Source organism: Baekduia sp. Peel2402, assembly GCF_052567285.1.
The window spans coordinates 2,388,571-2,411,778 of sequence record NZ_CP199582.1; the positions used below are offsets into that span (position 1 = coordinate 2,388,571).

Annotated in this window: 23 protein-coding genes and 1 tRNA gene; 7 read left to right on the forward strand and 17 right to left on the reverse strand. The window is 70.9% G+C overall.

Annotation, left to right across the window (positions count from 1 at the left end; genetic code table 11):
• Nucleotides 1-18 precede the first annotated feature (18 nt).
• Both ACT01A_RS11635 and ACT01A_RS11640 read left to right on the forward strand, forming a co-directional pair.
• Nucleotides 19-1,086: a sensor histidine kinase gene (locus tag ACT01A_RS11635; RefSeq protein WP_445152421.1), complete on the forward strand. Its 1,068-nt coding sequence runs from the start codon at nt 19-21 to the stop codon at nt 1,084-1,086.
• On the forward strand, nt 1,083-1,769 hold the full coding sequence (locus ACT01A_RS11640) for a response regulator transcription factor (protein ID WP_445152422.1): 687 nt from the start codon (nt 1,083-1,085) through the stop codon (nt 1,767-1,769). The genes ACT01A_RS11635 and ACT01A_RS11640 overlap by 4 nt, the downstream gene beginning before the upstream one ends.
• A gap of 200 nt (nt 1,770-1,969) precedes the next feature.
• On the opposite strand, the gene ACT01A_RS11645 is transcribed toward ACT01A_RS11640, so the two are convergent.
• From ACT01A_RS11645 to ACT01A_RS11660, 4 genes are all read right to left on the reverse strand, one after another.
• Nucleotides 1,970-4,993 carry a hypothetical protein gene (locus ACT01A_RS11645; RefSeq protein ID WP_445152423.1) on the reverse strand — a complete coding sequence of 1,008 codons (3,024 nt, stop codon included), beginning with the start codon at nt 4,991-4,993 and terminating at the stop codon, nt 1,970-1,972.
• Nucleotides 4,994-5,212: 219 nt separating this feature from the next.
• Nucleotides 5,213-5,500 carry an HU family DNA-binding protein gene (locus ACT01A_RS11650; protein WP_445152424.1) on the reverse strand — a complete coding sequence of 96 codons (288 nt, stop codon included), beginning with the start codon at nt 5,498-5,500 and terminating at the stop codon, nt 5,213-5,215.
• Between the two features lie 113 nt (nt 5,501-5,613).
• Nucleotides 5,614-5,787 carry a CsbD family protein gene (locus ACT01A_RS11655; RefSeq protein ID WP_445152425.1) on the reverse strand — a complete coding sequence of 58 codons (174 nt, stop codon included), beginning with the start codon at nt 5,785-5,787 and terminating at the stop codon, nt 5,614-5,616.
• A gap of 18 nt (nt 5,788-5,805) precedes the next feature.
• Entirely contained in the window at nt 5,806-6,423 is a 618-nt protein-coding gene (locus tag ACT01A_RS11660; RefSeq protein WP_445152426.1) for a J domain-containing protein, read from the reverse strand.
• Between the two features lie 98 nt (nt 6,424-6,521).
• On the opposite strand from ACT01A_RS11660, the gene ACT01A_RS11665 reads away from it, so the two are divergent.
• Nucleotides 6,522-6,821, forward strand: coding sequence for a DUF6812 domain-containing protein (locus ACT01A_RS11665; protein ID WP_445152427.1), 300 nt, complete (start codon nt 6,522-6,524; stop codon nt 6,819-6,821).
• 16 nt (nt 6,822-6,837) lie between these two features.
• Here ACT01A_RS11665 and ACT01A_RS11670 read toward each other — a convergent pair whose 3' ends face one another.
• The 6 genes from ACT01A_RS11670 to ACT01A_RS11695 form a co-directional block, all read right to left on the reverse strand.
• Nucleotides 6,838-7,428, reverse strand: a complete 591-nt coding sequence (locus tag ACT01A_RS11670; protein WP_445152428.1) for a hypothetical protein — start codon at nt 7,426-7,428, stop codon at nt 6,838-6,840.
• Between the two features lie 108 nt (nt 7,429-7,536).
• Nucleotides 7,537-7,625, reverse strand: a tRNA-Ser gene (locus ACT01A_RS11675).
• Between the two features lie 22 nt (nt 7,626-7,647).
• Complete coding sequence (locus ACT01A_RS11680; protein WP_445152429.1) at nt 7,648-8,865, reverse strand: aminopeptidase; 1,218 nt, start codon at nt 8,863-8,865, stop codon at nt 7,648-7,650.
• Between the two features lie 51 nt (nt 8,866-8,916).
• On the reverse strand, nt 8,917-9,252 hold the full coding sequence (locus ACT01A_RS11685) for an STAS domain-containing protein (RefSeq protein WP_445152430.1): 336 nt from the start codon (nt 9,250-9,252) through the stop codon (nt 8,917-8,919).
• 37 nt (nt 9,253-9,289) lie between these two features.
• Complete coding sequence (locus tag ACT01A_RS11690; RefSeq protein ID WP_445152431.1) at nt 9,290-10,348, reverse strand: PGAP1-like alpha/beta domain-containing protein; 1,059 nt, start codon at nt 10,346-10,348, stop codon at nt 9,290-9,292.
• A complete protein-coding gene (locus ACT01A_RS11695; RefSeq protein WP_445152432.1) occupies nt 10,345-11,493 on the reverse strand; it encodes an SDR family oxidoreductase in 1,149 nt (382 codons plus the stop codon). Before ACT01A_RS11695 ends, ACT01A_RS11690 begins: the two co-directional genes overlap by 4 nt.
• Nucleotides 11,494-11,602: 109 nt before the next feature.
• Between ACT01A_RS11695 and ACT01A_RS11700 the strand changes: the two genes are divergently transcribed.
• Nucleotides 11,603-12,400 (forward strand): SDR family NAD(P)-dependent oxidoreductase, encoded by a 798-nt coding sequence (locus tag ACT01A_RS11700; RefSeq protein ID WP_445152433.1) that lies wholly within the window; start codon nt 11,603-11,605, stop codon nt 12,398-12,400.
• A gap of 90 nt (nt 12,401-12,490) precedes the next feature.
• Entirely contained in the window at nt 12,491-13,039 is a 549-nt protein-coding gene (locus tag ACT01A_RS11705) for a hypothetical protein (protein ID WP_445152434.1), read from the forward strand.
• Nucleotide 13,040: 1 nt separating this feature from the next.
• Here ACT01A_RS11705 and fgd read toward each other — a convergent pair whose 3' ends face one another.
• Genes fgd through ACT01A_RS11720 form a run of 3 tightly spaced genes read right to left on the reverse strand, consistent with a single transcriptional unit; the run spans nt 13,041 to nt 16,750 of the window.
• Nucleotides 13,041-14,045, reverse strand: coding sequence for a glucose-6-phosphate dehydrogenase (coenzyme-F420) (gene fgd, locus ACT01A_RS11710; protein ID WP_445152435.1), 1,005 nt, complete (start codon nt 14,043-14,045; stop codon nt 13,041-13,043).
• 27 nt (nt 14,046-14,072) lie between these two features.
• A complete protein-coding gene (locus tag ACT01A_RS11715) occupies nt 14,073-16,091 on the reverse strand; it encodes a hypothetical protein (protein WP_445152436.1) in 2,019 nt (672 codons plus the stop codon).
• Nucleotides 16,092-16,102: 11 nt separating this feature from the next.
• Entirely contained in the window at nt 16,103-16,750 is a 648-nt protein-coding gene (locus ACT01A_RS11720) for a TetR/AcrR family transcriptional regulator (RefSeq protein ID WP_445152437.1), read from the reverse strand.
• 47 nt (nt 16,751-16,797) lie between these two features.
• Here ACT01A_RS11720 and ACT01A_RS11725 point away from each other — a divergent pair, with 47 nt between their 5' ends.
• Nucleotides 16,798-17,238, forward strand: coding sequence for a hypothetical protein (locus ACT01A_RS11725; RefSeq protein WP_445152438.1), 441 nt, complete (start codon nt 16,798-16,800; stop codon nt 17,236-17,238).
• Here the strand turns inward: ACT01A_RS11725 and metX are convergent.
• From metX to ACT01A_RS11745, 4 genes are all read right to left on the reverse strand, one after another.
• Nucleotides 17,235-18,269, reverse strand: coding sequence for a homoserine O-acetyltransferase MetX (gene metX / locus ACT01A_RS11730; RefSeq protein ID WP_445152439.1), 1,035 nt, complete (start codon nt 18,267-18,269; stop codon nt 17,235-17,237). The two genes, ACT01A_RS11725 and metX, sit on opposite strands and share 4 nt — an antisense overlap.
• Before the next feature lie 13 nt (nt 18,270-18,282).
• Nucleotides 18,283-19,593, reverse strand: coding sequence for an O-acetylhomoserine aminocarboxypropyltransferase/cysteine synthase family protein (locus ACT01A_RS11735; RefSeq protein ID WP_445152440.1), 1,311 nt, complete (start codon nt 19,591-19,593; stop codon nt 18,283-18,285).
• A 99-nt stretch (nt 19,594-19,692) separates the two neighbouring features.
• Nucleotides 19,693-21,198 (reverse strand): alpha/beta hydrolase family protein, encoded by a 1,506-nt coding sequence (locus tag ACT01A_RS11740; protein ID WP_445152441.1) that lies wholly within the window; start codon nt 21,196-21,198, stop codon nt 19,693-19,695.
• Between the two features lie 63 nt (nt 21,199-21,261).
• Nucleotides 21,262-21,888: a TetR/AcrR family transcriptional regulator gene (locus ACT01A_RS11745; RefSeq protein WP_445152442.1), complete on the reverse strand. Its 627-nt coding sequence runs from the start codon at nt 21,886-21,888 to the stop codon at nt 21,262-21,264.
• A gap of 100 nt (nt 21,889-21,988) precedes the next feature.
• Between ACT01A_RS11745 and ACT01A_RS11750 the strand changes: the two genes are divergently transcribed.
• Entirely contained in the window at nt 21,989-23,206 is a 1,218-nt protein-coding gene (locus ACT01A_RS11750) for an acetyl-CoA C-acetyltransferase (protein ID WP_445152443.1), read from the forward strand.
• Nucleotides 23,207-23,208 lie beyond the last annotated feature (2 nt).

Here is a 23,208-nt window from a genome sequence, read left to right on the forward strand (position 1 = left end):
CCCGTTGACCCTTCTTATATGCCTTCATCCGCGACCTCGCCGCTCGCCGCGTTGCACCTGCTGGTCTCGATGCTGGGCGAGGACGAGATCGCGTCGCCGGACGCCGCGTTCTATGACCGGCTCGCGGAGACCGTCTGCCGCCTGGGCTCGACCCGACGCGCGGTCGTCTTCCTCACCGACGACGTGCGGCGGCGGCTGACGGCGGTTGGCACCCACGGCGTCGACCTGGACTCCGTGCGGTCGACGCCCGCGCGCGTCCTCGGCCCGGCGCGGCGCGCGCTCCAGGACGACGTGGTCGTCTGCGACGACGCCGCCGACCTGACCTGCATCCCGATGTCGGCCGGCGGCCGGCACTACGGCGTGGTCGTCGGCGAGCGCGGCGACGACGGCGACGTCACGCCGCTCAGCGCCGCCGAGCGGGAAGGGCTGTGGACGCTCGGCAAGGTCTGCGCCCTGGCCGCCTCCGCCCGCGCCGCGACCCGCCAGCAGGAGCGCGCACGCCACCTCGGCGACCGCCTCGACCTCGCGCGCGACGTGCACGAGCGCGTCGTGCAGCGCCTGTTCGGCGTCACGCTCGCGCTCGGCGCTCCCGGCGAGCTGACGGCGCCCCAGCGCGAGCGCTGCGCCGACGAGCTACAAGCCGCCACCGAGGAGCTGCGCACCGCCATCCAGCGGCCGGTGTCGCGCGCGACCCGCGAGGTCGAGACGACCCTGCGCGAGGAGCTCGCCCGCCTCTGCGAGGAGCACGCCGACGTCAACCTCACGGTCTGCTGGCCGTCTGACGCCGAGGTCCCCCACGCGCTGGAGCCGCTCGCCCAGACCGTGGTCTGCGAGGCGGTTCGCAACGCGCGCAAGCACGCGCGGCCCACGACGATCGCGGTCTCCGTCGAGCGCGACGGCGACGCGGTCGCGATCGCCGTCGTCAACGACGGTGTCGGCCCCGGCGCGCCCGCCGGCGCGGGCGTCGGCCTGCGCCTCGCCGCCTTCGAGGCGCTCGAGTTCGGCGCCGCCGTCGACTTCGGCCGCACCCCGCCCGATCAGTGGCACGTCCGCCTGATGCTGCCGATCCCCGCCCCCACCCCATGAGCGCCCAGGTCGTCGTCCCCCCGCGCAAGTTGTGTGTCTTGGTCGTCGACGACCACGACATCGTCCACTGGGGCATGCGCCTGGTGCTCGTCCAGCAGGACTGGGTCGAGCGCTGCGTCCCGGCGACCACCGGCGACGAGGCCGAGGACCGCGCCCGCCGCTACTCCCCGCACGTCGCGCTCGTCGACCTCTTCGTCGGCGACGAGGCCGGCACCGACATCGCCCAGCGCGTCCGCGCCGCGCATCCGTCGACGCGGATCTTGCTGATCTCCGGCGCCGGCCGGATCTCGGCGACTGCCGCGCGCGCCGCCGGCGCCGCCGGCTTCGTCACCAAGGACCGCTCGGCCGCCGAGATCGTCGAGGCGATCCGCCGCATCGGCGCCGGCGAGGACGTCTTCGACGCGTCCACGCGCGCTGGTGCCGGGTCGGGCGGCGGCGTCGGCGGCCGCCTCGGCGCCGCTGATCGCAGTCCGGGCCGCGCGTCGCACCAGCGCCTCACCGCGCGCGAGCGCGAAGTCCTACACCTCGTCGCGGCCGGTCTCACCAACGCCGAGATCGCCGCCGAGCTGCAGCTCTCCCCCAACACGGTCAAGGAGCACGCCAGCTCCATGTTCCGCAAGCTCGGCGCCCGCAACCGCGCCGACGCGATCGTCCGCGCGCAGCGCCTCGGCGTCCTGGACTAGGCGTTGTCCTCAGCGGTGGTCACAAAAGAGCGTGCTCGCGCGACTTAAGGGTGACCACCGCTCCGGGAAAGGACCCCGCCTGTGCCCACCCCGTTCGCCTTCCGCACCGTCGCCGCCGTAGCGATCCTGGCGTTCCTCGCCGGCGTCCTAGCGGCGCTGGCCAACGCCTAAACGCGCCGGCCCAGCGCCGCGACGGCGGGCTACTTGCCCGCCGTCAGCTTCACCTTCACGCTCACGAGCTTCCCGGCGCTCGTGAGCGCGTAGACCGTGAACGTCTGCTTGGAGCCGACCTTCACGGCCTTCTTCAGCTTCAGCACGCCCTTGGGCAGCGAGAGCACGAGCTTCTTGGTGCTCTTGCCCTTGGCCGCGGTGAACGAGACCTTGCCCGACGACCACTTCACCTTGGTCGACTTGTAGCGCTTGCCGCCGAGCAGGACCTTGGAGCTCTTGCCCAAGGACTTAGACGACGCCAGCTTCAGCGTGCTCGGCAGCTTCACACGCACGCCCTTCAGCGCCTTGCTCGCGGTCAGCGTCAACGACAGCGTCGGCTTCTTCTTCTTGAGGCCAGCGAGCTTGCCCTTGATCGTCAGCCCGCTCGCGGCGCTCAGCGAGCACCCGACGACCGTCGCCTTCACGGTCTCCTTGCCGCTGGCGCCGGAGTGCGCGCCGTACTGGGACTCGACCGTCGGCGTCGACGTGCACAGGTCGGTCGACGTCACCAACGCACCCTTCGGCCCGCCGGTGAGGTTGAGCACCAACTTGCTCAGCGGCACGTCCGGGATGCCGTCGAACGTCGTCACCACGCGGGTGCCGAGCGCGACCGTGCCCCGCAGGCGCACCAGCCCGAGGTCCAGCGCGATCCCCGGCAGCGCGCCCGGCTTGGCGCTCTGCATCAGGTAGGCGCCGCCGCTCAGCGCGCCCGGCAGCAGCGGCGTGTTGGCCGTGACCGTGCCGATCTTCGACCCGGCCGGGCAGGTGCCGCCGTTCAGCTGCGCGTCGGTGCAGACCGAGGACAGGTTCTTGAGGTCGATGCCCAGGCCGGCCGGGAGCGAGACCACCGTCTTGCTCATCGCCGCCTGGCCGTCGGCCTGCGTGATCGTGACCGACAGCGGCGGGTGCGTGCCCTTCGCGGTCTGGCCCTTGGACCCGAACGTCGCGCTCAGCTTCGGCCCGAACGGCAGCTTGTCGCAGCCGGTCGCCTGGTAGGGCGCGCTGGCTGCGGCCGTCGTGCCACTGACCGCCGTGAACGACCCGTTGACCGTCTGGGCCGCGCACGACGTCGCGTTCTGCATGAACCCGGGCCGGTCGATCGTCAAGTCGATCGCGCGGTAGACGGTCGGGATGCCCTGAAGCGTCTGCGGCAGCGACGAGGTCTGGACGTCGATGCCCGTGTCAGGCCGAAGCAGCAGCTTGTTCATCACCACGACCGTCCCGAGGTCGAGCGCCGGGACCTTCGTGTTGACGACGACCGCCAGGCCGGCGATGCCGCCATCGAAGCCCTTGGTCAGGTACACCTTGCCGGGCAGGTTCAGCGGCGCCGGGCCGGTGCCGACCGCGACCTTCGCCGAGCCGACCAGCGACGCGTCAGGGCACTGGGCGGCGCGCGCGGCGTCGACCTCGCAGGCCGGGACGCTGGGCAGACGACCGGTCAGCCCGGGCGGCAGCGAGACCTTCGCGTCCTGCAGGCGCAGGTTCTTGTCCGGGCGACCGATGTGGACGGTCAGCGCGGCCGGGCCGCCGGCCTGCGCGTTCAGCACGCTGACGCCCAGCTCGGGCGCGAACACCGACGGCGCGCAGTCGACCACCTTGAAGGTGTTGCTCGGCGACTTCAGCGCTGCGCCGTTCCACGGGGTCATGTCGGCGGTCACCGAGTAGTCACCGCACGTGGTCGGCGAGGTCAGCGTCGCGCGGCCGTTGCCCGGGTCGGTGTAGACGAACTTGAAGGACTCGAACGGCACCTGCGGCTGGTCGGTGAAGTGCGCGGTGATCGCCGTCGTGTCGGGGTCGATCGTCGCGAAGCCGCCGAGCTTCAGGCGCAGGCGCGGGTCCTCCACCGAGATGAAGTTCACGAGCGGGACGCCCGGCCGCGGCGTGCCGAAGTACACCTTGCCGGTCAACGTCTGGCCCGGGAACAGCGGCGTGACGAACTCCACGCGGCCCATCTCCGAGGACGCCGGGCAGCCGGGCGGAGCGTCGATCCCGAAGCCGAACTGCTCGGGCGTGCACGGCTCCAGGCCGTTGGCCAGCGGCGGGTTGAGCGCCAGCCCGGCCGGGAGCTTGAGGTCGACGTCCTTCAGGTAGGCCTGGCGACGCGCGTTGGCACCGGTGCCCGTGTCGGCCGTCGGGATGATCAGCTTCGCCGACGCCTCGCCGGGCTGGTCGGCGGGCGTCGTCGTCGGGCCGACCTCGAGCGAGGGCGTGAACGGGACCTGGTCGCACGCGGTCGGGCGGAAGCTGCTCGTCGCGTTGGACGTGGTCTTGCTGTCGTAGGAGGTGACCGCGATCGACGTGGTGGCGTCGACGTCGCAGCGCGTCGGCAGCGCGATGAACGGCTTGTCGAGCGAGCTGTGGTCGGTCTTGGTCCCCCACAGCGTCAAGGCCATGGAGTTCATCTGGATCGCCGGGTTCAGCGAACCGAAACCGACGTCGAGGACGCGCGGCACGTCATTGACCACCGAGTCCAGCCCGGCGTCGGCGACGCGCACGCGGATCGGCGACTGTAGGCGCACCGGCAGCGGCGAGCCGAGACCGATGTCCAGCGGGTTGAGCTGGATGCCGAGCAGCGCGGGCTGGTCGGCGGCCGCCTTGAGGTTGTAGACGACGCCGTTGATGTCCATCGGGATGCCGAGCGCGGTCACGTTGGCGCGCACGGTTCCGACCTGGGAGGCCGTCCCGCAGCCCGACGCCGTGAAGGTCGTGCACTGGTCGGCGGCGGTCGGATCGCCGATGACGCCCGCGGGCAGCGAGATGTTCATCTTCTGCGCGTCATCGCCGCCCGTCGCGTTGAGGTCAAACGCGATGCAGAAGTCGCGGTGCGTGCCCGCGGCGCTGGCGGTGGCGCTCGGCGCGCCGCCCGGACTGGCATTGGCACAGTCGCTGGCACCCGCTCCCGGGTCCAGCGGTCGCGCGACCACGTTGGCCACGTTGACGTTCGCCGCGGCGGGACCCGCGAACGACAGCAGCGCGCAGCATGTCGCTGCCGCGCCGACAATCCATCGACCCATCGACTTCTCCCCCGACTCTTCCGTGTTCCCCTGAAACGAAGACCGCGGCGCGTTCTTGGGTGAACGCGTGCGGCCAGGCACAAGCTAAGGCATACCCCGGAAAAGGGGAAGGTGGAACCTGTTCGGGCACGAAAAAACCTGTTCGGGCACGAAAAAGGGCCCCGGCGCGTGGCGACGGGACCCTCTCGAAAGGCAAGCGGCGGTCTGCGCCGCGGTGCGCTACTTCTTGCGCGCGCCGTTGACGACCGTCTTGAGGCCGGCGCCGGCGGTGAACTTCGGCGCCTTGGACGCCTTGATCTTCACGGTCTCGCCCGTCTGCGGGTTACGACCGGTACGCGCGCTGCGCTTGACGACGGAGAACTTGCCGAAGCCGGTCAAAGCGACTTCATCACCCTTCTTCAGGGTCTTCTCCACCGTGGTGATGAACGCCTCGACGGCCTTGCGGGCGTCAGCGTTGGTGAGACCGCTGTCCTTGGCGATGGCCTCGACGAGCTCGGTCTTGTTCATGCGGTTGCTCCTGGATCGACGGCAAACAGAGGGCGCAGCCTAGACGAGGTGCCGTACGGCATGTTGCCCGCCGCGCCCTGGAAGCCCTTGTGCCGACACGGGATCGGCCGGGTTCAATCCTTTCGGAGCGCGTCCTTGACCTTGTCGGCGGCATCGCCGACCTTGTCCTTGATCGACCCCGAGGCGCGGTCGACCTTGCCCTCGTTCTTGAGGCTGTCGTCGTTGGTGAGGTCGCCCGCTGCTTCCTTGGCGCGGCCCTTGAGATCGTCGGTCGTTCCATCGTTCATAGCTTCGACGTACCCGGATCACCCATTGGCACGCGTCTGGATTCGGGCGGCCAGGCGAGCGAGGACGTCGGGCTTGAGGTCGAAGAAGCGCTGCCAGCGGCCGGAGGCGCGCTGCTGGACGCGCAGTTGGCCGCCGCGGCGGAAGCGGCCGCCCGGGCGCGCCTCGACGTCCGCGAGGTCGTGCCAGCGCAGGTAGCGGACGCGACCCATGATCGCGTCGTCGCGCAGCCACAGCAGGCGGCGATCGGTGACCGCGAGCTGGACGTCGTGGCTGTCGCTGGTGGCGGTCAGGACGATCTCGTCGACCTGCTCGCCGGTCTCCAGGGTCTGAAGCAGCTCGCGCGCGAGGACGCGGCGGACGGCGGGCGCGAGCCACGCGCCGGCGATCGTGGGCGGCGCCGCGGCCACGTCGGTTCCATTCGGCGGCGACGTCCCGTTGGCGCCGCCGCGCGCGCCCGCGCTCGATTCCTCCTCCAGTCGCTCGCGCAACAGGTCGTAGGCGGCGTTGATCGAGATCATCAGCTCGCCGTCGCCCGCGCGGTCGGGATGGAAGCGCTTGGCTAGCGAGCGGTAGGCGCGCTGGACCTCCTCGGGCGAGGCGCCGGGGTCGAGCCCGAGCACGGCGTGCGGATCCACCCTCACATTGTGGCGAACGCGCGGACCGAAGTTCAGGGTCAGCGTTCCGGCCAAAGGGCTTAACCAATTGCGCCCTAACGCCGATACTCCAGGCCGTGATGCAGACCCGGCAGGAGCGCGTGTACCTGGAGACCCCTCGGCATCGGATCGCGGGGACCCTGACCTTGGCCCGCGACGGCTACCGCAGCCGCGTGTCCGACGTGCTCAACGCCTCTGAGCGCGACTTCATCCCGCTGACCGACGTCACGGTCGAGCTGGTCGGCCACGACGGCCCCGGCACGCACCACGACTTCCTGGCGGTGTCGCGCCACCACGTCGTCATCGCGATCCCCGAGCTGCCGGAGGACGGCAACCTCGAGGCCGCGCCGGCCGCCGTGCCGCCCGCCGGCGCGTTCTAAGCCGCGTGGCGGCGGCCTAGCTGGACCGGCCGCAGACCTTGAAGCCGTACTGACGGCCCAGGTCGTCGGCGAACTGGATCTCCTGCTGCTGGGCCTGGGTGATCTGGGACATCGCGTTTGAGTCCTGCTGGCGCAGCGCCTTGGACTCGTCGGCGAGCGCCTGGATCTGGCCGTCCATGACCTTGATCAGGCCATCGAGGATCTTCCGGTCCGAGCCGCTGGGCCGCGGGAGCGCCTTCAGCGCGTTCTGATGGGACATGAACGCCGGCATGTAGCTCTCGATCGCCTCGGCGGCCTTCGTCGCCGAGCCGGACCCGAACGCCTTCTGCACGACCTCGTTGGCGCGCCGGCTGACACCGCGAGCCAGCAGGCAGACCTTGTCGGCCTCGCGGATGTAGGCCTTGCGCGACAGCGCCTTGGTCGCGGACTTCGGCGCCGCGGCGGCGGTGGCGGTCGTCACGGCCGCTGCCGCCTTCGCCGGCGCCTTGGCGACCGCATCACCCGCCGAGGCAGCGCCGCCATCGTCGGAGCCGCAGCCGGCAACGGCGATCGCCAGCGTCGCCAGAGCGGCAACGCCGAGATGGACACGACGACGAGGGTGCTTCATGGGGACGGGACCTTCCGGGACATTGGCGCCACGCCTCTCCACGCGCGACGCCGGGAGCGGCGACCGTACCCGCTGGCTCGGGCCTGGTGCAAGGGGCACCTGGCCGGACGGAGAGGGAGGGATTCGAACCCTCGGTGGACCGTAAAGCCCACACACGATTTCCAGTCGTGCCCGTTCAGCCGCTCCGGCACCTCTCCTGGAAGACGGGAAGGCTAGCGATCAGACCTGCCAGGCGCCTTGAACGAGGACGGGCGTCTCGTTGCCGTCGGCGTCGAGGCCCAGGACGCGGACCTCTGACGAGCCGATCATGAAGTCCACGTGGATGGTCGAGTCGTTGACCAGATCGGCCTCCGAGTCGTCCACGCACATCTGGTACGCGTGGCCCAGCGCGATGTGGCTGGCGGCGTTCTCGTCCAGCAGGGTGTCGAAGAAGACGGTGTCCAGCGCGCCGATACGGCCCTCGCCGTCGACCAGCGCGACCTCGCCGAGCCGGTTGGCGAACTCGTCGCGTGCGGCGTAGGAGCGCAGGACCTCGGCGTTCTCGTCGGCGTCGATGCGCACGGCGCGGCCGTCGCGGAACTCGACCTCCAGGCCGCGGATGATCGAGCCACCCAAGACCAAGGGCTTGGTCGCCTTCACGACGCCCTCGGCGCGCGTCGGGTCCGGCGAGCTAAAGATCTCCTCCGACGGCAGGTTCGGCAGGTGCGTGATCCCGCCGACGGTCTCAAAGCGCGCGGCCAGGAACTTGGAGGTCTTGAGCAGGCCCACCGTGAGGTCGGTGCCCGGACCGACGAACCGCAGCGCCTCGAAGCGCCGCGCGGTCAACCGATCCGCGGCGCTCACCAGCGCGTCGGCGCGCTCGCGCCAGGCGGCGATCGGGTCGTCAGTGTCCAGCCGGCAGACGTGCAGGATCTGGTCGCAGAGCGTCACCCACGCCTCCTCGGGATCGAGGTCGGGATGCACAAGCTGCGCCCATGGCCGCGTCGGGCACGGCACCGCGGTCCAGTTGGTCGTGCGCTCGTTGACGACCTTGCCGGTCTCACGCACGGCCGGCAGCTGGTCGCGGCCGACGCGGCTGGGATCGAGGTCGCTGAGCAGGCCGGGGTGTGCAGGGCCCGTCAGCCCGACGCGCGCCGCCTGCTGGCGCCCGAGCTCCAGGATCCGCTCGCCGTACCAGCTGGGCACGTAGTCGAGCGTGTCCTCGTCGGCGTGCAGCAGCCGCGCGCGCTTGACGTGAAGATCGAAGTAGTTGACGTCGACGAACTTGGCGCCGTGGCGATACCCGGCGTCAGCGATCGCGCGCGTCACGTCCTCCTTGCCGATCTCAGACCCGATCGAAAGGAGCTGACCGCGTTGCAGGTTGGCGGCCGTCAGGACCACCAGGTCCGCGAAACGCTCAAGGACGGCGGGGTCGTCGAAGGCGGCACGCTTGCTCATCCCCCCACCCTATCGGCGGGGATGAGCGGATTTGCGCAGCTCGGCGGGTCGCTAGAGCTCGGTGGCCACGTCGAGCACCGCGTCCAGGCCGGAGATCTCCAGCACGCGGGCCACTGGACCATCGGGGATCACCACGACGGTGAGCGTCGCGGCGTGCTCCTGGGCGGCCAGGTGCGCAGCCACGATGACGCGCACGCCGGTCGAGTCCATGAACTCCAGCCCGCGGAGGTCGAGCGCGATGGAGACGCCCTCCTTCAACGGCGGCAGCAGCGCGGCCTCGAGCTCGGGCGCGGTCGCCAGATCGAGCTCGCCGCGGGCAGCGACGATGGTGCGCGCGCCGGTCGTCTCGACGCCGACGGAGAAAGGTGCAAAGCCGCTTCCGCTCACGGTGACCGGCAGCCTATCCGGTTGGTCAGCGCTCTGACTACGCGGCGTCCAGCCACTCGCGCAAGATCGGGTCCAGGGCGGGCGAGTTGAGCAGGTCGAAGTGGTCGTGGCCGCCGACGTGGACGAGCTCCGTGCCGACGGCGTGGGCGCTGGCCTTCAGGACGAGCAGGTCGCCAGCGAGACGGCCGAGCGGGTGGCCGTGGTCGGCGGTCACGGTGGCGGCGACGGCGAGGTGGCGCGCGTCGGGCAACGCCTCGTCGGCGGCCAAGCCGCGCGCGAGGTCCTTGATCCCTTCGCTGATCGAGTCGATGACGGCGCCGACGGGGCGGCTCTCGGGGACCAGCGTCAGCGCCCGGCCGGCGAGGTGCGCGGCCTGCGCGAGCGGCGCGCCGAGATGCGGGGTGCCAAGGGAGACGGTGGCGTCTACTCGCTCGGTCCACTCCCCGCCGTGGACCGCCGCCGACCGGATGACCAGACCGCCCATCGAATGGCCGACGAGCACGAGCCGCTCGACCTCCACCGGCCACGTCGCGACCAGCTCGTCGAGCAGTGCCGCCAGCGCAGCGCCGTTGTCCTCGATGCCGCGGCCCGAGTTGTAGTTGACGGTCACCGGCGTCGCGCCGAGCGGCTCCAGCACGCGCGACATGTAGGTGCCCTCGTGCTGCTGGGCGCGGATCGACCACGCCGCGTCGGTCTCACATAGGCCATGGAGCAAGACCACGAGGAACGGCGTCGGCGCAGCGCCGTGGACGCGTGCCTCCATGTCGACGGCCAGCGCGCTGCCGCTCGTGTGCAGGCGGTCGCCCCAAGCGCCGTTGATCGCGCCGCGCACCAAGCGCCCGCGCGGGTGGTCGCTCAGCACGCGCCCACCGACGCCGGAGGCCCGCGCCGCGGTCGCCACACCGCCGGTCAGGGCCCGGCCGCCACCGCGGACCATGGCGTACACCCCGGCGGCGATCGCGTCGTGCGCGGCGCGCGCCGGCCCACCGACCGCGCGCTGCGCGATCGCCTGGTGCATCTCCTCCACACGCGCGACCGCACCGCCGAAGCCGTCGGCGGCGAGATCGGCGAGAGCGCCCAGCTCGGAGTCCGTCATGCAGCGACCGTGACATCACCCGATGTCACGGTCAAGGGCGAACGTCCCCATGCGGAGCGCTGGGCGTAGTCCATCAACGTTCCGAAGTAGGTCGGCAGCGGTGCGGCGACGATGCCCGAAGGCTCCAGGATCTGCCGCGCCCAGCGGTCGTCGAAGCGCACGCCGAGGCGGAAGTAGGGGAAGAAGATGCGCGCCTGCTCCAGCGCGTGGCGCTGGGGCTCGGACATCGGCCGCGCGAGCGCCTCCTCGATCACCTTGGGGTCCACGATCGCGGGCTCCGGGACGCCGAAGCGCGCGGCGGCCATGTCGATCACCTGCGCGACCGTCGACGCGTGGCGGCCGGCGACCGCGTGGTAGGTGCCCTCGGGCGCTCCTGCGAGACCCAGCACGACGTCGGCGACGTAGTCCACCGGGACGACGTCGACGGGCGCGTCGGCCACGGCGGGCACGACCGGCAACCGCCCACGCGCGAACATCTTCAGCGGCCAGTACAGGACGTTGAACGATCTGGTCCACCCTGTGGTCCGCTCGCCGACGACGATCGACGGCCGCACGATCTGCAGCGGCAGCCGCGGCGTCCACGCGCGCAGGAGCTGCTCGGCCTCGTGCTTGGTCTGCTCGTAGGTGTTGCGGAACGGGTGGTCGAGCGTGACGTCGTCCTCGCCGAAGACGCCGTCGCGGTCGCCCGCGACGTAGGCGGTCGACACGTGGACGACGCGCTGCAGGCCGTTGCCGCGTACCGCGCAGCGGGTCGCCAGCTCCGCGATCCGCGCGGCGCCTGCGGCGTTGACCGCGCGCGCCGCGTCGAGCGGCAGCTCGAAGCTCACCGACGCGGCGCAGTGCAGGACCTCGTCGCAGCGGTAGGCGATGTCCTCGCGGTCGCCGAAGCGCAGCCCGAGGCCGTCGGTGAGGAGGTCCGCCGGGACCGCGGTGATCCGCGACATGTAGGCGTCGACCGCGGCGGCGTGCGGGACGACGTCGGCGAGCGCCTCCCGGACCCGCGACGTCGCCTCGGAGCGATCCGTCGCTCGCACGAGCGCGACGACGGGACGGTCTGACCGCTCTAGGACGCGGAGCAGGATCGCCGTTCCGACGAAGCCGGTCACGCCGGTGATGAGGACGGCGTCGGTGCGCGTGGGGAGCATGACCATCATGATGCGCCGGCGGCCGCGCACCCGGAACGGACCACCGGTCGGAAACCCAACGTGGTGGTGTCGACCGCCGGGCACCCATACGGGCATAGGATCTGTGGCCATGATCGCCCTCATCACCGGCGCGTCGAGCGGACTCGGCGAGGCCACCGCCCGCCGCATCGCTCGCGAGCCCGGCGCAAAGCTCGTCGTCGTTGCCCGTCGCCTGGATCGCCTGGAGGCGCTCGCCGCCTCGCTGGGCGGCGTCGAGGTCCTGACCCTGGCCGAGGACCTGACCGACGCCGAAGCGCCCGCGCGCATCGAGGCCGCGGTGCGCGAGCGCTTTGGCCGCCTCGACCTGCTGGTCAACAACGCGGGCGCCGGGTGGCGCGGGCGCTTTGCCGACGTCGGCACGCAGAACCTGCGCCAGACGCTGGAGCTCAACCTGTTCGCCCAGGCCGCGCTGACCGAGGCGCTGCTGCCGCTGCTGCGCGAGAGCGCGCCGAGCGCGATCGTGAACATTGCCTCCACCGCCGGTCGGGTCGCCCGCCCCGGCTCGGGCGGCTACAGCGCGTCGAAGTTCGCCTTCATCGGCTGGAGCGACGCGCTGCACCTGGAGGAGAAGCCCAGCGGCGTGCACGTCGGCATCGTCAACCCGGGCTTCATCTCCACCGAGGGCTTCCCGCAGAAGGAGCTGACCGACAGCCGTTCGACCCGCTGGATGGTCTCCACGCCCGAGAAGGTCGCCGAGGCCGTCATGCAGGTCGGGCCCGGCCGCAAGGCCGAGCGCTACGCCCCGCGCCCGTACGGCCTCGCCGCCGCCGCGCGCATCCTCCTGCCCAACCTCACCCGTCGCGTTCTCGGCGGCCAGGCCGGCGACGCCATGGCCACGTCGACCATCGTCGACGAGCCCCGTCCCTGACGGCTGGCACTACGAGACCGCCCCACTTGCCGCGCTGGCAGCAGGAAGGCCTTCAACTTCACCGTCCCGGCCTGAGATGGTCGGGACACAATGCTGCGCCGGACCTTAAGAATCCTCGTTCTCGCCCTCGTCCTCGCGGGCTTCATGGCGAGCCTCGCTCAGGCTCGCGAGGCCATCCGCGGACCCAACTACCGGACGGCAGCGCCGTCCGGCTGGCACGTCGACAAGCAGACGTCAGGCGGCTGGAGCGTGGTGACGATCACACCGCCGACCCACACCTCCAACCAGCGGGACAAGGCGCTGGTGTCGATCGCCGTGACGTCGGTCAAGCGGGCCGAGAAGGTCGCCGGCGTCAGCATCCGCGACAAGAAGTCGATGGTCCAGAAGCTCATCTCCGTCCCCCAGGACGCGGGCGGGCTGGACAAGTCGTTCGACCCGCGCCCGACGACGCTGCGCCACAAGCAAGGCGTCATCTACGGCGTCCACTACAACTACAAGGGCACGGGCTCGACCCACACCGCGACGCTCGTGCGCCGCGGCAAGCGGATCTACCTGATCCAGGTCATCAAGGACGAAGATCTGTCCGAGCTCGGCACGGTGGCCGCCAACATGATCGTCAACGACTGGCGCTGGAAGTGAGCTAGCCCGCGCGCTCGCGGAGCTTCGGGAGGACGTCCTCGCTGAACTGCGAGATGAACCGGGACTGGTCCGGGCCCGGCCCGTGGAGCAGGAGGTCGTTGAAGCCGAGGTCGAGGTAGGTGCCGATCTTCTCGACGACCTCGTCGGGGTCGTCGGAGACGATGAAGCGCGTGTGGGCCTGGCCGACGTTCTCGTCGGCGACGCGCTCCATCTCGATCGGATCCTCGATGCCTTCCTTCTGCTCGGGCGTTAGCGCTAGCGGCGCCCAGAAGTTGCAGTTGTCGTAGGCCTTCTGCTTGTCGCGGTCGTAGGAGACCTTGATCTCGATCATGTGGCGGATCTGCGCGTGGTCGCGCCCGGCCTGCTCGGCGCCCTCCTTGACCTTCTCCAACAGGTCGAGGTAGAGCTGCGGGTCCTTGCCGGACGTGCAGATGAAGCCGTCGCCGACGCGGCCGGCGAGCTTGGCGGCCAGCGGCCCGGAGGCCGCGACGAAGATCGGGACCTCCTCGGCGGGCCGGTCGTAGATCGTGGCCTGCGAGGTTTTGTAGTACTCGCCCTCGAAGTCGACGCGCTCCTCGCGCCAGAGCTTGCGGATCAGCTCGATCGCCTCGGCCATCCGCAGGCGCCGCTCCTTGCGGCCCGGGAACTCGCGGCCGGTCGCGGGCGTCTCGTTCATCGCCTCGCCGGTGCCGACGCCGAGGTACACGCGCCCGGGTGCGAGGCAGCCGAGCGTCGCGAACGCCTGGGCGACGATCGCCGGCTCGTAGCGCAAGGTGGGCGTGAGGACGCTCGTCCCGAGCAGCACGTCCGACGTCGCGGCCGTCGCCGCGCCCAGCCACGGCAGCGCCGCGGGCGAGTGCCCGCCGTGGTGCCGCCAGGGCTGGAAGTGGTCCGACGTGGCCACGATCTCCAGCCCGGCGGCCTCCGCCTCGCGCGTGTACTGAAGCAGCGTGGCGGGGTCGAACTGCTCCGCCGACGCCTTGTAGCCGATCCGAACGGTGCCCATGGCCTTCACCCTAGTGCGCGGCGAAGGTCACCCCACGTCCGGCGCGGCGAGGCACGCGGCGCCGTTGCAGGTGTCGATCAGCGCGCCGCCCGGCGCCAGGAACGCGGCCTTCTGCGCGCGGGCGGCGGGCGTGCGGCGGACGTACTCGTGCGGATCCTCCAGCCCCGAGTTGGGGTGGTTGGCCAAGGGTGGCACGTTGACCTTGGCCGAGCCCGCGTCCCAGTAGACGATCGCCGACCCGCTGAAGGGATAGGACTTGATCGCCGGGATGCCCCACGACGGCTCGGCCTGCGGCGAGCGCCCGGACGGCACGATCGGCGTGTGGATCGACGCCCCGATCGTGCGCGCCTCGACGTCGGCCTGGAACTGCGTCACCTGGTGGTCGCCCAGCGCCACGTCGAGCAACACGGTGTGCTTGGGCGTGTTCGGCAGCGGGTCCGACGTCATGTGCTGGGCATAGCCATTGCCTTCACCCCGGTCCCACAGCAGCTGCGCGAGGTCGAGGATCAGCGGCCGCTCCTGTTCGACCTTGTAGGCGGGGTACATGATCTTCGAGTACACCTCGAAGTCTTTGGAGCGCGGCAGCAGCACGCTGTAGTTCATGCCCGGCACGCCGAGCACCGCGCGCGTGAAGTCGGGCGCCAGCGCGGTCAGCGCGCCGCCGTTGATCCCGCCTTGGGAGTTCGAGTCATAGCCGATCGACCCGGACTGCACGATCGGCCGCCCGCCGGACTGCAGCAGCGGCGACGTCGCCAGCCCGCCGGGGTGCGCCATGATCCGGCCGAGCACCAGGGCGTTCAGGAAACCCTGCTGCAAGCGGTCCGGGATCTGCGGCATCTTGGAGAAGTCGCCCAGGACGCCCGCCGCGGTGCCGATGTCCTCGTTGGCCATGCCGATCCACGGTGTCGCGCAGAACACCGTGTTGGACTCGGCCGCCATCTTCGGCACGTCGGGCCCGGACAGGATCTCGGTCTCCTTGCCGAGCAACCCGTGGCCGTAGAGCGCCAGCCGCGCCGGGTGGTCGGCGGTCGCCGTCGCGGGGACCACGCAGGTGAACCGCGCCGTGTAGGTGCCCTGGAGCTTGGGCAGGTTGGTGCGCGCGTCGATCGTCATCTGCGACCCCGGCGCGCAGCCGTTGGTCAGGTAGCACGGGACCGTGAACGTGCCTTCGAGCACCTGCGCGTAGCGGCCGTCGTTGAACTTGGCGAAGTCGTCGACCAGCGGCTTGGCTTGTAGCGAGAACGACGGCGCGCTGCCGGAGACCACGCCGTCGGCGAGGTTCGTGTCGCTGAAGCCCTTGAAGGTCTCATCGCGCATGGAGAGCACGCGTGCGGTCAGCGACTTCTCGGAGGCCACGGTGAAGTCCCAGGTCAGGAAGAGCGACTTGTCGCGCTTGACGCCGGCCTTCTTGAGGTCCTTGAAGATGCGCTGGTAACGCGCGTTGGCGGCGACCTTGCCGTCGCGCAGCTTGGCGAACCGCGCGCCCGCCTTGATCGCACCGCCGTCCGCGCGCTTGAGCGAGCGCAGCGCGACCACGTAGCGGTGGCCCTCCAGGAAGTTCTTGGCCGGGTGGACCTCGAGCAGCCGGTTGCCGCTCTTGGCGTTGTTGTCCAACTCGGCCCAGATCGGCCAGCGCTTGTGCGACGTCGCGTCCCACACCAGCACCGGCGCGGACTTCACGGTGTACTTGGACAGCGCGCTGAGCGACACCGCGCCGGTCCTCTTCAGCGCGCCGTCGGTCTGGAGCCCGGGCACCTTGGTGAGGATCACGCTGCCCGGCGAGAAGCCGTCCAGGCCCTTCCAGCCGGCGGCGTCGATCGCCGTGCCTTTGGTGTTCCGCGGCATCTGCGCGGTGCTCAGCGCGACCTTGCCGTTCTTCGTGAACGCGTCGTTGGGAAACGGCAGCAGGCAGGCCGCGTCGTCGAGGCGATCGCAGCCGGGCGCGGCGACCGGCGAGGAGGCCGCGTGCGCGGCGGTGGACGAGACGGTGAGGGCGGCAGCGAGCGCCAGGGCGGGGACCAGCCGCCGGGACAACTGATGGGACATGGCGCGGCACCCTACGCCGATCGCGTGACAGATGGAACGTTGATGTCTCGTTTGCCGAGGTAGCGCGTCAGCAGGACGACGGCCTCGTCCACGTGCGCGTCGACCGGGACGCCGCGCGGTCGCAGAACGAGCTCGTGCGTCACGGTCTCCACGACCCGGACGACCATCCGCGCGGCGAGCTCCGGGTCGCGGTCGGTCGCGTCAGACGCCCGCAGGTACGCCGCCACGGCCGCGGTCACCGTCTCCTCCAGTTCCTCCAAGCGCCGCCGCAGCGCCGGCGGTCGCGGCGCCTCCTCGAACAGCACTCGGTGCAGCGCCGGTCGGTCGCGGTGCAGCGCGACCATCGCCTCCACCAGCCGCCGCATCCCTACATCGGCCGGCGGCACATCAGCCACCAGCGCCGCCAGCACCGACCCGGCGGCCGCGGTGCCCTCGTCGAGGTGCTGCTCGACCAAGGCCACCAGGATGGCGTCCTTGTTGGGGTAGTACTGATAGAGCGAGCCGATCGACACGCCCGCCCGCTCGGCGATCCGGTTCGTCGTCCCCGCCGCGTAGCCGTGGCGCTCGAAGACCTGAGCCGCCGCGTCCAGCAGCGCTTCGACGGTGAGCCGGGAGCGCGCTTGGCGCGGGGCCTTGCGGGGGTGCGTGCGGGCGGGCATCGGAATGCGAGTAGCGGAAACCTGAGCAATTGCTCACGATATACGCCATGCTCACCGTCCGTGCCACCACCGCGCTGCCGATCGGCGCCCACGAGGCGTTCGCCCTGGCGCTCAAGCCCGCGACGTTTGCCTACGTCGCCCGCGGCGTGATGCGCGTCCCCGCGCTGGAGGCGATCCCGGGCGACTTCGCTGCACCGGGCGCCGAGGGCCACGGCCGAATGTGGTGGCTCGGCGTGATCCCGGCCTGGACGCACCACCTGCGCATCGTCGCCATCGAGGACCACACGATCCAGACCGCCGAGCGCGGCGGCCCGCTGCGGACCTGGAACCACCGCCTGAGCTTCGTGCCCACCGCCGGCGGATGCGAGTACACCGACGAGATCGAGATCGACGCCGGCGCGCTCACGCGCCCGACCGCGCTCTTCACGCGCGCGTTCTTCGCGCTGCGCCAGGCCCGCTGGCGGCGACTGGCCGCAGTCCTGGCTTAGGCGACGAACGCCCGGACCAGGTCCAGGTACTCAGGCACGTCGAGCAGGAACGAGTCGTGCCCGTAGTCGGAGGCAACGACGTGCTCTTGCACCTGCGTCAGCCCGTTAGCCCGCAGGCCCGCCGCCAGCGCGACCGAGTGCTCGGTGCCAAAGCGCCAGTCGGAGTCGAAGGACACCACCAACGCGCGCGTCGCCGGATCGAGCGCCACCGGACCCGCCCCGAACGGGTCGAACGCGTCCATGATCCGCGTGAGGTACAGGTAGGAGTAGGGGTCGAAGCGCTCGAGGAAGATCTTGGCCTGGTGCTCGAGGTAGGTCTCGACGTCGTAGGCCGGCGCCAGCCACTCGCGCGCGTCGTCCACCGACGCCCAGCCGCCCGGCTCGGCGCGGTCGAACTTCGCGGTCATCCCCCGCTCGCTCAGGTACGTGACGTGCGCCAGCCGCCGCGCGGTCGCCATGCCGCGCAGGAGGTCCGGGTCATCGAGGATCGCCCGGCGCGCGACGTGCGACAGCGCGATGTTCTGCGCGCTGAGCCGCGCCGAGGCGCAGACCATCACGGCGCGCTGCACCTGACCGGGCGCGTCGATCAACCACTGCAAGATCTGCATGCCGCCCATCGAGCCGCCGATCCCCACCGCCAGGCGCTCGATCCCCAAGTGCGACAACAAGCGCCGGTGCACGGTGACGAGGTCGGCGATCGCCAGCGGCGGGAAGTCCAGCGAGGTCGGCCCGGTCGTGCCCTGGCAGCCGCCGAGCAAGTTGGGGCAGATGACGAAGAACTCATCCGTGTCGATCGGGCGCCCCGGCCCGATCATCGACGCCCACCAGCCGCCCGGCCCGCTGGCGCGCGCGTCGCCGGTCAGCGCGTGGCAGACGAAGACCGCGTTGTCGCGCGCGGCGTTCAGCGTGCCGTAGGTCGCGTAGGCGACCTCGACCGGCGCGAGCGCGCGGCCGCAGGCCAGCGCGAGCGGGTCGTCCTCGTCGAAGAGGACGACCCGCTGGACGTCGGCAGGCGCCGCGGCCTGCGTCATCCGCGCTGCTTCCTTACGCCGTCGTCCCGACCCGGGCCTTCGAGAGCGCCTGGTCGAGGTCGGCGATCAGGTCGTCGACGTGCTCGATGCCGACCGACAGGCGCACCGTGTCCTCGGTGACGCCGGCCGCCGCGAGCTCCTCGGCGTTGAGCTGGGAGTGCGTCGTCGTCGCGTTGTGGATCGCCAACGACTTCGCGTCGCCGATGTTCGCCAGGTGGCTGAACAAGGACAAGGACTCGATGAACGTCCGGCCGGCCTCCAGGCCGCCCTTGACGCCGAAGGTGATCAGCGCGCCGCCGCCGCCCTTAAGCACTCGCTGGGCGACCTCGTGGTACTTGTCGTCCTTCAGACCCGGGTAGTTGACCCACTCGACGCCGTCGTGGGCGCTCAGCCACTCGGCGAGCTTCTGCGCGTTCTCGTTGTGGCGCTCGATCCGCAGCGGCAGCGTCTCGATCCCCTGGAGGAACAGGAACGCGTTGAACGGCGACAGCGCCGCGCCGGTGTTGCGCAGCAGCACGGTTCGGGTGCGGCCGATGTAGGCGGCCGGGCCCAGCGCGTCTGACCAGACGACGCCGTGGTAGCTGGGGTCGGGCTGGGTGAGGCCCGGGAAGCGCGCGCCGTTGGCGACCCAGTCGAAGCGACCGGCGTCGACCAGCGCGCCGCCGATCGACGTGCCGTGGCCGCCGATGAACTTCGTCAGCGAGTGCACGGCGATGTCGGCGCCGAGGTCCAGCACGCGCGCGCCGAGCGGCGTGGCGACCGTGTTGTCGATGATCAACGGCAGGCCGTGGGCGTGCGCGGCCTCGGCCCAGGCGGGAACGTCGAGGACGTTCAGGCGCGGGTTGCCGATCGTCTCGCCGAACACCAGGCGCGTCTTGTCGTCGACCAGCTCGGCGATCGCCGACGGGTCGTCGGCGTCGACGAAGCGCACCTCGATGCCGTACTGGGGCAGCGTGTGCGCGAACAGGTTGTAGGTGCCGCCGTAGAGCTGGGAGACCGAGATGATGTTGTCGCCCGCGCGCGCGATGTTGAGCACCGAGTAGGTGACGGCGGCCTGGCCGGAGGCGGTGACGAGCGCGCCGATGCCGCCCTCGAGCTGCGCGAGGCGCTGCTCCAGCACGTCCCACGTCGGGTTCATGATCCGCGAGTAGATGTTGCCGGGGACCTCGAGCCCGAACAGCTTGGCCGCGTGCTCGGTGTCGTCGAAGACGTAGGACGTGGTCTGGTAGATCGGCACCGCCCGCGCGTTGGTCGTCGGGTCGGGCTCCTGGCCGCCGTGGAGGGCGATCGTCTCGGGGCGGTAGGTGATGGCGTCTTCGGACATAGGTGGATGACCTCGCTGGCGTCGGGTGTGGAGCGTCGAGGATAGGGCTTGTGGAAGTTTCTCCACAAACCCTATCCAGAAATCAAGGTATCGCTGGAGCTAGCCGGCCTTGACGGTCGGCAGCGTCAGCTTCGCCTTTGCGACCTTGACCGTGCCCGTCCCGCGCTGCTGGGCCCAGACCTTCGAGCTGGAGACGATCTGCAGCGTGTAGCGCGTGCCCTTGGCCGCGATCGCGGCGATCGGCGTCAGCTCACGGGTGACGCTGTGCTTCTTGCCGTCAAGCGTCAGCGGGATCGGCGTGACCTGGTTGCCGACGACGATGCCGCGCTTGACGTCGACGAGCTGGGCGTACACCTTGGCGTTCTTGGCCGGCGTGCCCTTGCCCGAGTAGCTGAGCGTCAGCTTCGGCGCGCCGACGAGCTGCGCGGAGCGCGGCGCGACGACCTTGATCTGGAGCGCCTGGCTCGCCTTGGCCGGCGTCGCCTTGATCGCCTCGCCCGAGATGTAGCCCTTGAGGAGCTTCAGCGTGCCCTTGCCGGTCGCGGTGATCGGCGTGCCCTTGGGAGCGGGGTAGGTGGCAGCCGAACGCCACTTGGCGTCGTCGGCCAGGTACTCGAAGCCGGCACCGGTGTTCGCGGTGGCGTCCTTCTTGAGGTACTTGGCAAACCACGCGACGGTCAGGTCGCTGAGGTGCCCGGAGCCGAGCGACAGCGTCGCCTTCTGCTTGCCGGGGTCGCCGGTGCCGGTCAGGCACTCGCCGTGACCGCCGCAGAACCACACCATCTTGACGGGGGCGCCGCCCTTCTTAATGGCGTTGTACAGCTTGATGTCTTCGTCCAGCGGGAACAGCGTGTCGACCGTGCCGCCGACGACCATCGTCGGGGTCGTGATCTGCGAGACGGCGTCGCCGGGACCGCGCGCGGCGAACCACGCCTCGTCCTCGGCGCTCAGGACGCCGCTCTTCAGCCCCGCCTCGTAGGCGGAGGTGACGTGCGGGTCCAGGCCGGGCGCGGTGCTGTTGGCCGAACCCAAGCCCGAGGTGTACAACAACGTGTCCCAGCCCTGCTTGAAGGTCTTGTCCTTGTAGAGCGCGGTGGTCAGGCTGTGCCAGCCGACGACGGGGACGAGCGCGTCGAGGCGGTGGTCGGCGATCGCGGTCGAGTACTGGATGCCGCCGCCGTAGCTACCGCCGGCCATGCCGATACGCGGGTCGCCGGCGCCGTCGAGCTGCGCCCACGGCTGGGCCGCGACGTAGTCGACCAGCGCGCTGGTGTCCTTGCCCTCGATCGACGGCGTGTCGATCGAGACCAGGCCGCCGGAGGCGCCAAAGCCGCGCGGCGACCAGGTCACGACGTTGTAGCCGAGGCCGTTGAGCTGCTTGATCAGCCCGACGTTGGGGTCGTTGTCGCCGGTGCCGGCCCAGCCGGGACCGTTGAGCACCGTGGGCGCGGTCTGCCCGGCGGCAATGCCGGGGACCGGGAAGACGTGGGCGATGATCGGCGTGCCGTCAAACGACGTGACGGTCACGTCCTGCGCGTGAGCGGCAGCGGCCGGCGCGAGAGCGGCGGCAAGGGCGACGGCGAGCGTCGCGCGGACCCGGGACATGGGACTTCCTAACTGGCGTGGGACTGGAACGGCGGGATGCCGCTTCGTGCGGCGGGCCCGACCCTAACGGTCTTCGAACAGCCGCACCAGCTGCGCGCGGCAATGCTCCCACTGCTTGGCGGCGCGCGCGCCGTCGGGGTGCAGCGTGTCGAGGACGACCAGGCCGCGGATCGCGGCCAGCGCCAGCTCGACGAGGTGCTCGAAGTCCGGGCGCCGGGCCGCGTCAGGGAACATGCGCTGGGCCATCTCGGCGGTCTGGCGGTCCAGGCGGCGCTCGATCGGGACGAGGTGCTCGCGCAGCTCGTCGTCGGTGCGGCCCTGGTTCCAGAGATCGAGCGACGCGTGGTAGAGCGGGTTGGCGTAGGCGCTCCACAGCAGGTCGAGCCCGCGCGCGACGCGGTCGGGACCGTCCGGCAGCGCGTCGGCGGCCTCGCGGAGATGGGCGCCCCGCTTCGCGGTCAGGTGATCGGCCGCGGCGGCCAGCAGCGCGTCGCGCGTCTGGAAGTGGTGCAGGTGCGCGCCGCGGGAGACCCCGGCGCGCTCGGCGACGCGCGCGGTCGTCGTGTTGGCGTAGCCGTCCTCGACCAGGCACTCGAGCGTGGCGTCGAGCAGCGCCTCCCGCGTGGCGGCGGAGCGCTCGGCCTGGTTGCGCCGCTTTGGCGGGGCTGTGTCACGGGGCGGCGAGGACATCGCTGCGCCCATGTTACTTGCGTTCACGACTGAATGTTTCTGTGGTAGCTTCCGCGCCCTGACTGCAGTTCTCGATTTCGCCTAGAGGAGACACCAGGCAATGGCAGCCACCGAGGCGTTGGTCTTCGACGCCATCCGCACCCCCCGCGGCAAGGGCAAGAGCAACGGGTCCCTGCACGGGACCAAGCCGGTCGACCTCGTCGTCGGCCTGATGCACGAGATGTTGGTCCGCAACGAGAAGCTCGACCCCAACCGGGTTGACGACGTCGTGCTCGGCTGCGTCTCCCCCGTCGGCGACCAGGGCGCCGACATCGCCAAGACCGCCGCGATCAAGGCCGGCCTGCCGGACACGGTCGCCGGCGTGCAGCTCAACCGCTTCTGCGCCTCCGGCCTGGAGGCCGTGAACATCGCCGCGCAGAAGGTCGCCTCCGGCTGGGAAGACCTCGTCTTCGCGGGCGGCGTCGAGTCGATGTCGCGCGTCCCGATGGGCTCCGATGGTGGCGCCTGGGCGATGGACCCGGAGACCAACTACGACACGTCGTTCATCCCGCAGGGCGTCGGCGCCGACCTGATCGCGACCGTCGAGGAGTTCTCGCGCGACGACGTCGACGCGTACGCCGTGCGCTCGCAGGACCGCGCGTCGACCGCGCAGGCCGAAGGTCGCTTCGACAACTCGGTCATCGCGGTTAAGGACCTCAACGACAACTTGGTCCTCGACAAGGACGAGTTCATTCGCGCCGGCACGACGGTCGAGACGCTGGGCAAGTTGAAGCCCTCGTTCGCCGCGATGGGCGAGATGGGCGGCTTCGACGCCGTCGCGCTGCAGAAGTACCACTGGGTCGAGAAGATCAACCACGTCCACACGCCGGGCAACTCGTCGGGCATCGTGGACGGCGCGTCGCTGGTCGCCATCGGCAGCGAGTCGGCGGGTGCCGAGCTCGGCCTGACGCCGCGCGCCCGCATCCTCGCCACCGCGGTCAGCGGCGCCGACCCGACGATCATGCTCACCGGCCCCGCGCCGGCGTCCAAGAAGGCGCTGGCCAAGGCGGGCATCACCGCCGACCAGCTCGACCTCGTCGAGATCAACGAGGCCTTCGCCGCGGTCGTGCTCCGATTTGTCCGGGATATGGACCTCGATCTCGAGAAGGTCAACGTCAACGGCGGCGCGATCGCGATGGGCCACCCGCTCGGCGCGACCGGCGGCATGATCCTCGGCACGATCATCGACGAGCTGCACCGCACCGGCGGCAAGTACGGCCTCTGCACGCTCTGCGTCGGCGGCGGCATGGGCATCGCGACCGTCGTGGAGGCGATCTAAGC